Source organism: Paenibacillus shunpengii, assembly GCF_042684905.1.
GTDB classification, from domain to species: Bacteria; Bacillota; Bacilli; order Paenibacillales; family Paenibacillaceae; genus Paenibacillus; species Paenibacillus shunpengii.
Genome location: NZ_JBHUMJ010000008.1, coordinates 151,775 through 165,842 on the forward strand (window position 1 = coordinate 151,775; position 14,068 = coordinate 165,842).

General features: G+C 48.7%; 11 protein-coding genes. 9 read left to right on the top strand and 2 right to left on the bottom strand.

All coding sequences use genetic code 11. The features are described 5' to 3' along the window. The first annotated feature begins 153 nt into the window (after positions 1 to 153). The 3 genes from pdxR (at position 154) to ACFSVM_RS21000 (ending at position 3,412) form a co-directional block, all read left to right on the top strand. Positions 154 to 1,650, top strand: coding sequence for a MocR-like pyridoxine biosynthesis transcription factor PdxR (gene pdxR / locus ACFSVM_RS20990; RefSeq protein WP_379264346.1), 1,497 nt, complete (start codon positions 154 to 156; stop codon positions 1,648 to 1,650). A 96-nt stretch (positions 1,651 to 1,746) separates the two neighbouring features. Continuing rightward, positions 1,747 to 2,526 (top strand): TIGR00266 family protein, encoded by a 780-nt coding sequence (locus tag ACFSVM_RS20995; protein ID WP_379264348.1) that lies wholly within the window; start codon positions 1,747 to 1,749, stop codon positions 2,524 to 2,526. Positions 2,527 to 2,623: 97 nt separating this feature from the next. Beyond that, positions 2,624 to 3,412 carry a helix-turn-helix domain-containing protein gene (locus ACFSVM_RS21000; RefSeq protein WP_047913601.1) on the top strand — a complete coding sequence of 263 codons (789 nt, stop codon included), beginning with the start codon at positions 2,624 to 2,626 and terminating at the stop codon, positions 3,410 to 3,412. Positions 3,413 to 3,819: 407 nt separating this feature from the next. Here the strand turns inward: ACFSVM_RS21000 and asd are convergent, their stop codons facing one another. Both asd and ACFSVM_RS21010 read right to left on the bottom strand, forming a co-directional pair. Further along, positions 3,820 to 4,632: an archaetidylserine decarboxylase gene (gene asd, locus ACFSVM_RS21005; protein WP_379264350.1), complete on the bottom strand. Its 813-nt coding sequence runs from the start codon at positions 4,630 to 4,632 to the stop codon at positions 3,820 to 3,822. Between the two features lie 89 nt (positions 4,633 to 4,721). Further along, complete coding sequence (locus ACFSVM_RS21010) at positions 4,722 to 5,849, bottom strand: YheC/YheD family endospore coat-associated protein (RefSeq protein WP_379264352.1); 1,128 nt, start codon at positions 5,847 to 5,849, stop codon at positions 4,722 to 4,724. Positions 5,850 to 6,072: 223 nt separating this feature from the next. Here ACFSVM_RS21010 and ACFSVM_RS21015 point away from each other — a divergent pair, with 223 nt between their 5' ends. From ACFSVM_RS21015 to ACFSVM_RS21040, 6 genes are all read left to right on the top strand, one after another. Next, positions 6,073 to 9,450 carry a WIAG-tail domain gene (locus tag ACFSVM_RS21015; protein WP_379264354.1) on the top strand — a complete coding sequence of 1,126 codons (3,378 nt, stop codon included), beginning with the start codon at positions 6,073 to 6,075 and terminating at the stop codon, positions 9,448 to 9,450. Positions 9,451 to 9,650: 200 nt separating this feature from the next. Beyond that, on the top strand, positions 9,651 to 10,646 hold the full coding sequence (locus ACFSVM_RS21020; RefSeq protein WP_379264356.1) for a glycosyltransferase family 2 protein: 996 nt from the start codon (positions 9,651 to 9,653) through the stop codon (positions 10,644 to 10,646). Positions 10,647 to 10,655: 9 nt separating this feature from the next. Beyond that, on the top strand, positions 10,656 to 11,525 hold the full coding sequence (locus ACFSVM_RS21025) for a glycosyltransferase family 2 protein (RefSeq protein WP_379264358.1): 870 nt from the start codon (positions 10,656 to 10,658) through the stop codon (positions 11,523 to 11,525). Further along, entirely contained in the window at positions 11,522 to 12,268 is a 747-nt protein-coding gene (locus ACFSVM_RS21030) for a glycosyltransferase family 2 protein (RefSeq protein ID WP_379264360.1), read from the top strand. Before ACFSVM_RS21025 ends, ACFSVM_RS21030 begins: the two co-directional genes overlap by 4 nt. Before the next feature lie 14 nt (positions 12,269 to 12,282). Continuing rightward, positions 12,283 to 13,014, top strand: a complete 732-nt coding sequence (locus ACFSVM_RS21035) for a sugar phosphate nucleotidyltransferase (RefSeq protein ID WP_379264362.1) — start codon at positions 12,283 to 12,285, stop codon at positions 13,012 to 13,014. Between the two features lie 13 nt (positions 13,015 to 13,027). Beyond that, complete coding sequence (locus ACFSVM_RS21040) at positions 13,028 to 14,065, top strand: GT-D fold domain-containing protein (RefSeq protein ID WP_379264364.1); 1,038 nt, start codon at positions 13,028 to 13,030, stop codon at positions 14,063 to 14,065. The last annotated feature ends 3 nt before the right edge of the window (positions 14,066 to 14,068 follow it).

Here is a 14,068-nt window from a genome sequence, read left to right on the forward strand (position 1 = left end):
CTCCTTGAAGCGGGTTATATTGATGTTTTTCTACATCTTAGTCCGTCTATTGTCATGAAAAAAGATCCAATACCATTGATTTTTTATAGTCCAATCTATAAAATGCATGTAAACTCAAACCGGAAGCTGCAGATAAACGGAGGAACGAACAACATGGAATTTATGCTATCTTGGGATCGATATATCAAGGAATACCGTTATAAATACCATGCGCTGTACCATGCGATTCGGGATGCAATTCTGTCAGGAACGCTGCAGAGTGGAACTCAGCTGCCGGCCACTCGGCTGTTAGCTGTTCAATACGGACTGTCTCGCGGTTCTGTTGCAACCGCCTATGACATGCTGCAGGCCGATGGGTATATTCACACGGAGACCGGACGAGGGACTTATGTAGCCTTTGCCGGCATACCGGGTGAACCGCCAGAGGCATTACATAATACAAACATTCGATTATCTGCGTGGGGGAAACGTGCAGCAGAACAGTATCAATCATTAACAGCGATCAATTCGCATCTTCTCCTGCCGGATGAGCAGCCCCCACATCAGCAGACAGAGGAAATACGTTTTGACAGATCACACCAGCCTGATGCCGATTTTCCATATGCGGAATGGAAGAGTTTCCTATCGAGAAGCAATCAACAGGGAAAATATGAAAGTCTGTATGACCCGGCAGGCGACATACGTTTAAGAGAAGCCATAGCTGCGCATCTGGGAGCAACTCGGGGTATTATGGTCAGCGGCAAGGAAATAGTCTTATTCAACGGTTCGATGCAGGCTATAGCGCTTCTTACCCAAGTGATATTGGATGAGGGCGAGAAGGCAGTAGTCGAAAGTCCGGGATTCAAGGGGTTTGCCCAGGCTGTCCAGGTGTGCGGAGGCGAAGTGATTCCCTCTACCGTAGATCATCATGGAATTATTCCTGAGGATTGGGATGCACGTCTTCTGTTTGTTACGCCCAGCCGGCAGTTCCCAACGGGCGTTGTGCTCAATCTGGAGCGGAGGCTGGCTCTACTGGCTTGGGCAAGAAACAGGCAGGCAATTATTATCGAAGACAGCTATGACAGCGAATTCCGCTTTCAAGGACGACCGATTGAGCCGCTGAAAGTGCTGGATCAGGAGCAAAGAGTCGTTCATATCGGCTCCTTCTCCAAAACGATGCCGGAGGGATTTCGTCTGGGCTATGCTGTTCTGCCTCCAGCACTTGTAGCACCGGTCGTTGCTGCCAAGGCCTACTACGATCCCATATCTGCAGGTCTATATGAACAGCGGGCGCTGGCTGTCTGGATGTCTCGTGGCGGCTATGCGAAGCATATTCGAAAGCTGACTCGCAGGTATGGGGTCAAACATCAGAAATTTGCCGATTGGATCCAGCAGCATGCAGGCCACATGTTCACTGTGTTTATAGGGGATGCGGGGCTGGGTTTTTACGCGCTATGGAACGGGAACGATGAGAATTATGCTGCATTTAAAAGGGCCTGTATACGGCGAGGAGTATACTTCACTGACGGAATCCGATTCCAGCTCGATCCGTCCAGACCCTCCCTCTTTTTTAAATACGCGCATCTATCCGAGGAACAAATAAAAGAAGGCATCCTAAGGATGACATTGGCATTTGAAGATATCAAATATGGACAAGAAAAAGGAAAATAAAGTAAGCGAAATGAAACCAGTAAAGATAATATCTCGTAATCATAGTCATTAATAAGGACTTATTTGAAAATTAATTAAAATTACGGGGGAATTCAAATGCCGGCACATGAAATTGATTATTCCATTCTCGGTTCAGAGATGCAGTGTGTAGAAATTCAGCTCGATCCGGGTGAAAGTGTAGTTGCTGAAGCAGGCAGCTTCATGATGATGGATCAGGATATTCGTATGGAAACGATCTTCGGAGACGGCAGTTCAGCGGGAAGAGGCATGATGGGTAAGCTGATGGGGGCAGGCAAACGACTCATCACAGGTGAGGGCTTATTCATGACGGTATTCACGAACGAAGGCAGGTACCGTCAAGGTGTAACCTTTGCTTCACCGTATCCAGGCAAGATCATCCCTCTCGACCTGGTTAATCTTGGCGGTAAAGTGATCTGCCAGAAGGATGCCTTTCTGTGTGCAGCCAAGGGAGTATCGGTAGGCATTGAGTTTCGTCGTAAGCTGGGTGCAGGTTTCTTTGGCGGTGAAGGCTTCATTATGCAAAAAATTGAAGGGGATGGCCTAGCCTTCGTTCATTCCGGCGGTTTAGTGATCGAAAGAACGCTCCAGCCTGGTGAAACGCTCCGTTTAGATACAGGCTGCCTTGTCGCGATGACATCCACTATTGATTATGATATTGAGTTCGTCAAGGGAGTAAAGACTGCATTATTCGGCGGTGAAGGTCTCTTCTTTGCCACTTTGCGTGGACCGGGTAAAGTCTGGGTACAGTCTCTGCCATTCTCAAGATTGGCTGATAAAGTGCTGTCTGCAAGCATGGGAAAAAAAGAGGAAGGCAGTGTTCTTGGAGGACTCGGCAATTTACTGGATGGACGTTAAATAGTTAATCATATCTACATGATGAAGCGTTTTTCTTCCGCCTCGTTTCACGCTATAATAAGGGATAATGATCCACTTAATAAGGAGGAAGGACGACATGTTACATGCGTCACCGTCGTCTTTTGTGATTTTGCCCGCCGTCGCCAAGATTGTCTGTGAGCCAGGCTGGAAATGGCAGAAACGCGAAAAACCGATGCAAAACTACGATTTATTTTATGTGTGGAGCGGAGAAGGTACGGTCATTGTAAATGATGAGCCTTATCATGCCCAGAAGGGGAGCTGCTTCTTGTTCCGTCCTGGTGACCATACAAGCGCAACTCATAATCCGCAGAAGCCGTTTGTACTAACGTATATACATTTTGATGTCAAGGAGCCGGTTACAGAAGTACCGGGTACGTATAACCGGCTTCGAGAGACGATTGACTTTGAGCATATGCTTGCGAGATACGTGAGGTTATTTTTATCCCAAGCCTATGGACGTGAAGAAGAGAATAAGCTTATTTTGAAGCAGATGATGATTCATTTGCTGCGTCTGGAATATGAGGAGCACCCTGCAGAGAAGAAGGTTAGTAACCAGCTAGCTGAAGCGATTCAGGAGATTGCTAACTACGTGCGTCAGCATCCCGGCATTAATCATCGGGTAGAGGATCTTGCGGCGAGAGCAGGACTTTCCCCCCGTTATTTCTCCATTAAATTTAAAGAGCTGATCGGTTCATCCGTCCAGTCTTATATTATCAAGATGCGCATTGAACGTGCAGAGCACCTGCTGGTGCATGCAGGAATGAATGTAACAGAGGTGGCGGATGCCCTCGGGTATCGCGATATCTTCTTTTTCAGCAGGCAGTTCAAGCAATACACGGGGAGAAGTCCATCGGAGATCCGTTGATTCAAGAGTGTAAAATAGCGCAAATCGATAATCAAAGTTTCAAACCTCATGCTGCTGGGTATATGCATTAATGTATAACATGCAGGAGTAAGGAGGGTCTACTTTGAACGGAATTCGCAGAATTCGTAATCGCGGCTGCTTTGGCAAAGGCTGTTCTCTGTTCCGTAATCGTTTGCGCCGTAAACCGGTGGAAGACGTCTGGTTCTAGAATGGATTGAAATGAAGTTGGACTGAATCCATATATTGACTACTCTTCATATACAGGGGCTTTTGTATACATCCCATGAACAATCATATCGAATGATGCAAAAGCCTGAAATGATAAAAGCAGCAGCCCTCTGGAAAATGTTCTCCGAGAGACTGCTGCTTTTTACTATCTAGATCCATGCACTATTCACTGTGTCCTTCTATGAAGGCCTTCTTATTTCTGCTGCCTTTGAAACAATGACTCCAAGTGAATCACCCATCCGGACACTGTCCCCTTCCGCCAGGTCTTCTCTTGGTACAAAGGTACCGTTCTCGCACAGCAACACGACAGTAGAGCCGAATTCGAAGTAAGCGAGCTCATCCCCGCGCTGCCAAGCCTTCACTTTGTCATCAGCATATTGAATGCTGCTTACATTCATAGCACCGACTTTCACAAGCGCAATCTCGCCATGCTCATGCTTGATATATGTAATAAGCCGTTCATTCCGGCTTAATACGGTTCTCATGTGACGCAGACCAAAATCATTCACCGGATATACTTTACCGCGGATATGCTCGCTCTCTACCTGTTTACCCGTAACCGGAGCGTGAATTCGATGATAATCTTTTGGACTCAGATACAGAATGACGGCCCATCCATTTTTATACTTCTCCATGTGAGGAGATTGGTTCAGTAGATCAGCAAGGGTATAATCGTGACCTTTAATATTAAGAATGGTGCCTTTGGTTATCGGGCTCATTGCTGTAATTTTGCCGTCCACCGGACTGAGCAGAGAATCTGGGTGTTCATGCAGAGGCCTCGCATGGGGCTTCAGCCTTCGCGTAAAAAAAGCGTTCAGGGAAGGGTATTCGCCTGGTTCTAGTTCGGCCTCATTAGGATCTATTTCGTAGGTTCGGATAAACCACGGAATTAGCAGCCTACTCGCACTGCTCTTGGAAAAAGTGCCGGTAAGCCGGGAGATCCATTTGCGTGAAGAAAGCTCTGTCATGAGGCGCAGCAACGGTTTCGACATGTATATCCCCCTTAGGAAACGAGCGTCTAGACCGGACAATCGTAAAGTCCGGCCACTCTGCATAATATTGACACAGAACTGGATCGAAATCAATATGACGTTCTTGTAATAAGGTTGAGGCCGTTCAGAGAAGCAGCAGACGGTTTCTGATCAAGTAGATAACGTGCGTACGCCATCGGTTCACGGTAGCTCCGGGTCCATTCTTCCGGCATGCCAGCTTTGCGGAAGCCATAGCGCTGATCTCTTCCATTACATTCGATCAAGTAGAGTTCACCTGCGGCAGTAATACCCAGATCTATGCCAAGATCCGCAATATGGGGCAGCTCGACAGACAGCTGGTGTGCTGCAGTCAGAGCCAAATGATGAATGCTGCTCTGGAGTTTATCTGCTGCAACATGAGGGAACGCGCTAGAAAATATGCGGTCTACCGCCATAGCTGATCCGCCGCGAGCTACATTGGTGATAAAAGCATCCTTAGAGGCAGCCAGCTTGGCGAACATCCCTGTAACTCCCCATTCCCCGGTTATCCCTCGCTGTACGGTTACACGCAGATCAAAAGGTCTGTCTTCATAAGTGGCCAAAGGTATTCTTTGCTGAATGAGGTGCTCTTTGCGAGTAAGGCGTGCCGGCAAAAAGGCCGGCAGTCTTCCTTGCTTGAATCTTATTTGTCTCCATTTGCCTGGTTTCGGATGGAAGGAGAGCTGCCACAAGGCGCTTCGCTGTGTAAGCCGCATCACTCCGGATCCAATACTCCCATTGCTGGGCTTGATAATTAAATCGGAATACTTAGCCATCATCCGTGCTAAGGATTGCTTTGTTGCCGGCTCTGACTCGGGCAAATGAGGCACAAGCTCTGAATTTCGGGATAACAGTCTATGAATTTGAACTTTTTTATATCGATTTCTAAGGTTATAGATGAGAATTCCCCGCTGTATCAGTCCGGCCATTTTGTGGTGACTGGCTGTGGTAAAGTACATAGCCCGATTATGAATAATATAGGGAAGCTTGATAGTATTGAGCTTATATGTGTTCTCTGAGTGGATATAGGCTCTGCACGTTCCTGAGGGTAAATGAATATCTTCAAGCCTCATATAACAGGGAATGAGGTCGTAGGCAGCTGCTGCCAGCTCATATGATACAAGTGATTCCTGCCCTGTTCTGGCATGAGGAATTCCTCGATAGACGGAAGAGTCCAGGAGGATACCGACATATTCCATAAGCTTGATTCCTCCTTCCGGATACGTTAAGGAAAGGTTCAATTCTATTCTATGATTGCAGGAATCGTCCCGATAGGGAGAACAGCCCGCGTCCAGCCGTTGTATACAAGCCTAAAATTAAGGCATGGACCTGTATGAAGTGAGTACGGAGAGTGTCACATGCCCATAGCTGTGCATAGGATGCAGGAAAAATAACTGTTTTGTCATAAAGGAGCGAGCGGTGTTGAAAAAAAGAGGGAAGATCAAAACGAGCCAGAATGCATCCAAACATCGTTTTGGGATAGACCCCGATACGAGTGAGCTTGCACTACTGGACCGGTTAAATGCAGAGAGGGAGAGAGCTAAGGCGAGGCAGCAGAGTAAATTGAATGCTAAGACTGAATCCACTGCCTTAGAAGAACCTGCCTTCAAAGAGAAGGCTTCTATTGCGGGTGCGGTAATTGTACCTGTACCTGTTCAGGAAGAGGAAACGGCCCAGGCAGCCCCTATCGCCCAGGCATCATCCATTTCCGAGACGGATCAAACGCTGCTGCAGGAGACAGTCACTAGCCCGGTATCGAATATAAAACAAGACACTCCATCCAGTCACAGCCTGATCACTGCAAAGAAAGAGCTGCTGGCGGAGAAACAGATGCCAGGAGGAGAAGCATTTATCTACACTGAGGACATTAGCGAGCATGCTGTAACAGGTACACAGCTGGCCCCTTACGCAATCAGCAGCGGACATATCAAACGGGGAGCTGTAGGCAGCGAAGCTCTTCAGGAGTATGCGGTTACTGCTATTCATATTACAGACCGGGCTATTGTGTCCTCCAAGCTGGCCGAAGCCTCTGTGTTGGATGAGCACTTGGTCAATGGAGCCATTTCGGGAGACAAAGTAAAGGACGCATCAATAACAGGCGGCAAGATCAAGGACGGCAGCATCACTTCCAGGAAATTAAGCGACCAGAGCATCGATGCTGACAAGATCGCTGATGGTTCCATCAGCACGCGGCACCTTGCCAATCTGATCATTTCCAGTGCCATGCTTCAGGATGAATCCATTACACAGGAGAAGATTGCAGGAAGCGCAGTAGGAACCAGACAGTTAGGGAATGGAGCCGTTCATAATTCCAAGCTGGCCGATGATGCGGTAACCTCGCGCAAGATAAGAGATGGCGCTGTAACCTCTGGAAAAATCGAGGACCGTGCCGTTCTTGCACAGCACGTGGTCCAGGGAGGAATAAACTCGGAGCATCTTGCGGAGGGATCCATAGGCAAGCAGCACTTATCTGCGAAGATTATTGACGCCGATCTGCTTGCTGAAGGGGCCGTTGGAGAAGCACACATTAAGAAGCAAGCCGTAACAGAGATGCATTTAGCAGAAGAGACGATTGGTGCAAAGCAGATTCGGAAAGGTGCCATCGGCAGAGAGCAAATCGGACAGTCTGAAATCTTGGGGCATCATCTGGCGGATGGGATTATAGGCACCACGAAGCTTAGTGATCAATCCGTGGGCACCGCCCAATTAGTAGAGCAGGCTGTAACTTCTTCCAAAATTGCGGATCAGAGCATTCTCGCAGCCAAAATTGCAGACCAGGCCGTGCATACGAGACACATCGCAGGCGGTGCAGTAGGCTCTGCTCATCTGGCCGCAGGCTCTATCTATGCTTGGCATTTAACCAAGGAGGCCATTGAGTCAGAACACATCGGTAACAGTACGATTCAGGCACAGCATTTGGGACCTGAATCCGTCATCAGCACAGCGATCTCACCTCGCAGCATTCAGCACCTGCACTTGAGTGATAACGCAGTGAATACGAAGAATCTGCAAATTTCATCGGTTACTACGGATAAGCTTGCCGACAAGAGTGTAACTGAATCTAAGCTGGCATCGGGGTCGGTAGATAGTGGCATTATTGCAGATAATGCGGTTCGCAGTGAGCATCTGGCAGAGAAGTCTATTCAGAATATTCACTTGACGCCTGGCAGTGTCGGCAGGGAGGCAATTCAAGGGCAGGCTATTCATACCGAGCATATCGCTGCCGATTCCATCGACAGCATTCACCTGAAGAAAGGCTCAATTCTCTCCGCTGCAATTGCAGACAACAGCATTAACACAAGGCATCTTGCTCAGGCAAGTATAACCGATCAGCTGATTAAAAATGGAGCCGTGCTTCCTCAGCACCTGTCAGACTATGCGGTTACATCGCTTAAGCTGTCGCCCGAAAGTGTCTCGACCGATAAGCTAGCCAATCTGGCCGTGACCGGAGCGAAGCTCGCAGACAGCAGTGTAACCGCAACGAAGCTTGCGGCACACAGTGTGCTGAGCGGCCATTTATATCCAGGGGCCATCACTCATGAGTCGATCCAGGCGAATGCGATTACGTCTGACAAAATAGCTCCTCAATCCATTCTCGATACTCATCTTGCGAATGAGTCCGTGTTCGGCAAGCATGTGGCAGAGCGGAGCATTCAAGGGTATCATCTCAAGAAGAGCACCATTACGGCCGAGCATCTGGCCAGTGATCTGCGGCAAGCAGAATGGATTCTCGATGAGACGATCACAGGAAGCAAGCTTGCCCGTGCGAGCATAGGCGAGGTTCATCTGATGAACGCATCCATTAATGAGGATGCACTTCAGGATCAGATTATCGACCGCCATCATGTAAAGGCAGCAGCCATATCCACTGAACATTTAGAGCATGGCAGTGTTCAAGGCCTGCATATCGTAGAAGCCGCGATCGGTTCAGGGCATGTTCAGGACAGTGCTATTCGTGAGCATCACATTGCTCCAGATTCGATCTCATCTTACCATATACAGCCTGGAACGATTGAAAGCGAACATATTCAGGCGCTGTCCATCAGGTCTGGACTTATTGAAGAAGGTGCAATCGGCAGCTCTCACCTTGCTAGTGAAGCAGTGCAGTCCATGCATCTCATGCCGGGTCTGATTCAGCATGAGCATTACGGCATATCCTCCATCTCATGGGAGCATCTGATGCCGTTATCCATTAATGGTTCACATCTGCAGGCTGAGATCATTAGCTCCAATCATTTGCAGCAGTCGGCCATTCAATCTAGACATATATTTGAAGGTGCAATTCTTCCTTATCATATTCGGCTTCGCAGCATCAATGGGGCTCATATCGAGGAAGGGGCGATTGGGGCCGAGCTGATTCAAGATAAGAGCATCACAGGCGATAAGCTGGCAGATGAGAGCCTTCCGGCTACAGTCCTTGAATCACGATCGATTACAGGAGCGCAGCTGGCGGAACGAGTGATTGAAGGACAGCATGTTGCAGAAGGAACACTGTGTCCGGAGCACTTGAGCTTTACTCCGGTACGTTCGGCATTGAAGCACCCGGTTACACAGCAGTTTGGGCAGTATATTATTGCTTTTGAAGAGGAGGAAGCAGCTGAGCAAGAAGTGGTGATCTCCTTTGAGGAAGAGTTTGAATCAGCAGGCTATGCATTCGTCGCCATGTGTAATACGACAGACTTCCAAGTCAGCGTGATTGAGCAGCGTAAAGAATCCGTATTGCTCAAAATCAGACGTTTGAGCGGGGACAGCAGTGATTACGGCACAGTATCGTGGATCGCTCTGGGCACGCAGTCATAATCCCCATTTCAGTAAATAAGCAGTGCAATCCCTGAACGATCGGCAGCGGGAGAGCACTGCTTATTTTTATATACTCGTGAGGTTCAAGTGAAGATAGCATGGACAGATGCCGTTGCTCTCCTCCTCAGAATGCATATGCTATACGTGAATACTCCTTGATAGAAGCAATGCCTGAAAAGAAGGTAGAAGGAGGACATACGGTGGGAGACAACAATCAAAAAATGAAGCGAAGCAGAACAGCTCCCAGCCGGTCCGGTAGCCAGAAACGGGTGCTTGACAAGGGAGGTCATATACAGCAAGCCGGAAAAATAAAACCGTTGAAGAAGCGTCGATCAACCAGACGAATGATTAAAAATCGCCGAACAACATCTCGAAATCCGGTTAAATCAGCCCCGTTGATCCCTGAGCAATTCATGCGCAATCACCTGAAACCCGAGGTGCAGGAATCTGTCACCCATGACCCGTTGGTCTCTGTCATTATTCCTGCAATGAATGAAGAAGCCTTGATTGCCCGCATCATTCGGGAAGCGGAGAGGATCCATCCATCCACGGAAGTGATCGTTGTTGTCAATGGTTCCACGGATCAGACAGAGGCGAGAGCCATAGCAGCAGGAGCTCGTATTATTACTTACTCAGAAGCTCTCGGTCATGATGTCGGAAGGCAAATCGGTGCTGAAGCGGCTAGAGGACAGGTGCTGCTCTTCATTGATGGAGATATGCTGATCCCTGCTCAGGACTTGAAGCCATTTGTTAGTGCAGTATTGTCCGGTATTGATATTGCATTAAACGATTATAATGGCCCCGTTCGTAAAGTGCCGGTTCATCCGGTCGTGGAAGCAAAGCACGCACTGAATACGATGCTCGGTCGATCAGATTTGAAGGGAGCCTCCATGACGGCAGTGCCGCATGCGATCAGCAGAGCTGCATTTGAAATGCTCCGAGAAGGGGGATTACAGATACCTCCTTTAGCTCAAGCCATGGCAATCAAGCAGGGGCTCCTTGTCAAAGCGGTACATCGCGTGCCCGTTGGGAGATTAAATCCGCTAAGGAGAAAGGATCGGCGAAACCAAGACCTATTGACCGGCGTTGTTCTGAGCGATCATGAAGAAGCTGTGCGCTGGTTAACGCTGCATCAAGGGAGCCGCGGCGGATTTACGGATCTCCATAGGGCAAGGCACTTGGTAAGAGCGAGGTGAATAGATCATTTGAAGAACCAGGCTGTACGAATGAAGAGTGCGCGTGGGAGGAAGAAGCCAGGCAGCAGGAGGACGAAATTACCGGGCACAAAGGGTAAGCTGTCTGCTTCAGCACCAGTACGCTTAACATTACAGAATTCAGCTTCTGCCGTCGTTTCTGCATCGGATGAGGCCGGAACTCTCGGAGGAGTACTAAAGGAGCTGAGTCGTCTGCCTCTGCAGGAAATCGTGGTTGTGCTGAATGGATGCAGAGATAACAGTTATGAGATAGCACGAAAGTTTCCGGCTGTCACAATCGTGCATGAACCAGACCGGGTAGGACACGATGTCGGCCGCGCAATCGGAGCAGAGCTTACGACTTCTGATATTGTCCTGTTCACGGATGGGGACATTGTGATTAAGGCTGAGCGATTGGTCCCATTTCTGTCGGCCGTCGATCGAGGCGTGGATATGGCGTTAAATAATTTAACCTCCTATATTCCCGCATTTCCAGATCAGGATGATGTCACACGAATGAAGACTTATCTAAATTCGGTGCTCGATCGGAGTGATCTTGCGGCTAATTCGCTTGTCGCAATACCTCATGCTTTATCCAGCCGCTGCATCAGAGAGGTTGGGTATCAGAGCCTGATGGTTCCCCCTGTGGCACAGATGCTGGCTTGTACAAAGGGGATGAAGGTTGAGGCAGTCAGCAAAGTGAACGTGATAACGGGCAATCGCCTTAGAAAAGACAATACAGGCAAGGGCAACGATGTGGAACGCATGATTATTGGTGACCATATTGAGGCTTTATCGAAATATCTTGAAGCCCGCACAGGGCGGGGAGAGCCTTCTTCTCAATATAGAGTTGCCGTCGCCAGTTGGAGAAATGCGCCATGAATGTTCAGGAGATGACCAGCATTATTATACCTTCATACAATGGTCTTGAATTGCTGCGAAGCTGCATTGATTCAATACGGAAGTGGACAGAAGACCCTTACGAGATCATCGTCGTAGATAATCGTTCTACGGATGGAACCTACGAGTACTGCGTATCTGAGCGTATCAAAGTGATCTCTCTGCCTGAGAATCGGGGATTTCCAAAGGCATGCAACAGCGGCTTGCGTATCGCCAGGGGAGGCAGCCTGCTGCTGCTCAACAATGATGTGACCGTGACACGAAACTGGCTAGCTCAGTTGAAGCAGGGGCTGTTCAGCGACCCCGCGGTCGGTATTGCAGGTCCTGTCACAAACTATGCCAGCGGCATACAGCAGGTGGAGATCGCGTTTGACTCCAAAGCTCAGTTCTTAGATATTGCAGCAGCACATAATGAGCATGATCCTTCACGCTGGGTAGAGGTTCCTCGAATTGTCGGACTGTGCTTCTTGTTCAAGCGGGAATTGCTGGAGAAGATCGGTTATTTGGATGAACGGTTCAGCCCAGGTCATTACGAGGACGATGATTACTGCTATAGGGCAAGGCTTGCCGGATACAGGCTGCTCGTCTGTGGAGATACACTTGTACATCATGAGGGCAGTGTCAGTTTTCGAAAATCAGGTGAGGACAGCCTGAGTCAGCTAGTGAAGCGGAATCATCAGCTGTTTATAGATAAATGGCAAGTGGATCCACTTCAATTTATATAGAAGGGGGAATGAAATTGAAAGGGATAATTCTTGCAGGAGGCACAGGAACGCGTCTTCGGCCTTTGACCCAGCTGCTTAACAAGCATCTGCTCCCTGTGGGCAAATACCCGATGATTGTATATGGAATCGAAACACTGCGCAAAGCAGGGATTACAGACATTATGCTGATTATTAGCAAACAGTCTGCTGGACTCTATATCGATTTTCTCGGGAGTGGAGCCGGGTATGGGGTAAACCTGACCTATCGGATTCAGGAAGAATCGGGTGGTATTGCAGAGGCACTGGATTTAGCCAAGGGTTTTATTTTGCCACAGGAGAAGTTTGGTGTCCTGCTTGGAGATAATCTGTTTGCAGATGATCTTGCTCCTTTTGTCACCGCATTTAAGCGTCAGAAGCCGGGAACAGCCAGAGTGCTGCTGAAGGAAGTCGATGATCCAAGAAGATATGGGGTTCCTGCATTTGATGCCGAGCATAGCGAGCTCATTTCATATATTGAAGAAAAGCCTGAGCATCCAGAGACAAATTACAGCGTTACCGGGTTTTATCTGTTTGATGCGGATGTATTCAACATTATTTCAGGCATATCTCCCTCTGCCCGCGGAGAGCTTGAAATTACGGATGTGAACAATGCTTATGCCAGAGCGAAGAGCTTGGAGTACGATATTCTCTCCGGTTATTGGAGCGATGCAGGGACATTCGAATCTCTCCAGGATGCAGCCATTCAGATGAAGAAGATCTTACCCTAAGGGAGCAATGAAGATGGAGCGAAGCAGGAAGCTGGATCATGACGGGCTGGCAGTCATTCACGCCGCGAAGAAGAGACGGCAGAGGTCTACCGCCAAGAAGAAGGCTTCTCTCAGAAAAAAGGGATCTAAGTTAAAGCCGACCAGGAGGAATAAAGCAAGTACCAAGAAGCACAAGCATCCGCGTCATCGTAAGCCGCAGGCTCTGCTCCCGCTCTATCATGAGGGTCCGCTTCAGAAGGCTTATGCCGCAGGGTATAAAGAGGGGGTGTACCAGGGCGGGGAGGCAATAGTAGAGCGGCTCGTTCCAAGCGGAAAAATACTGCCAGGGGTTACAGCCGAAGCTCTCATTCAGTCAGGTCTCATGCAGCATCAAGCCGAGATGCTTGAGATTACAGACAGTGTGCAGGTAGCGGATGAGATTCGGTCGGCGCTTGATGAACGCCGGTCTTTTTCGCTTGTTCGGCTGGGAGACGGCGAGCTGCTGACCCTTGCTTATGGGACGATCATCGCTAGCTCAGAAGCCCATGAGTTAGGGGCATTTCTACCTTATGCAGGGGTGCCTTTACCTGATGCTTCTGTTCAGAGTCTCCTGATGGACTCCATCCAGAAGGCGGATTATGTAGGTGTTCCAATGTCCAGGCGGCCCGAATTCCAGATGCTGCTGTTTGCCATTAGCAAACATTATGGCTGGAACTTAACGCAGAACCGGCTGACAAACTCACTAATTAATTATCAGCTCCATCATCATGGCCTGCTCCTGTCTATTCTCGCTGAGCAGCGTGTCCTTCTTATCGGAAACAAAGCCGCAGAAACAGCGGATAGGATGAGGAAGCAGGGTGTAAACGTTGTAGGCAGTATTAGCCCGGTGCGTGGATTTGAAGATATCGAGCGGGTATTAGAGCAGTGCCGTATGTATGAATTTGATATTTGTTTAATCGCTGCGGGAGTTCCTGCTGTCGTTCTTTGTCAGCGCATAGCGAGTGGAGATAAAAAAGTCGCCATTGATATCGGTCATCTAGCGGATCAAATGATACAGGAGAGCCAGCAGTGATGC

What these genes read in the sequence shown, in the direction of transcription:
- pdxR (WP_379264346.1), top strand. Translation starts at nt 154, where the DNA reads ATGGAATTTATGCTATCTTGGGATCGATATATCAAGGAATACCGTTAT.
- ACFSVM_RS20995 (WP_379264348.1), top strand. Translation starts at nt 1,747, where the DNA reads ATGCCGGCACATGAAATTGATTATTCCATTCTCGGTTCAGAGATGCAG.
- ACFSVM_RS21000 (WP_047913601.1), top strand. Translation starts at nt 2,624, where the DNA reads ATGTTACATGCGTCACCGTCGTCTTTTGTGATTTTGCCCGCCGTCGCC.
- asd (WP_379264350.1), bottom strand. Translation starts at nt 4,632, where the DNA reads ATGTCGAAACCGTTGCTGCGCCTCATGACAGAGCTTTCTTCACGCAAA.
- ACFSVM_RS21010 (WP_379264352.1), bottom strand. Translation starts at nt 5,849, where the DNA reads ATGGAATATGTCGGTATCCTCCTGGACTCTTCCGTCTATCGAGGAATT.
- ACFSVM_RS21030 (WP_379264360.1), top strand. Translation starts at nt 11,522, where the DNA reads ATGAATGTTCAGGAGATGACCAGCATTATTATACCTTCATACAATGGT.
- ACFSVM_RS21040 (WP_379264364.1), top strand. Translation starts at nt 13,028, where the DNA reads ATGGAGCGAAGCAGGAAGCTGGATCATGACGGGCTGGCAGTCATTCAC.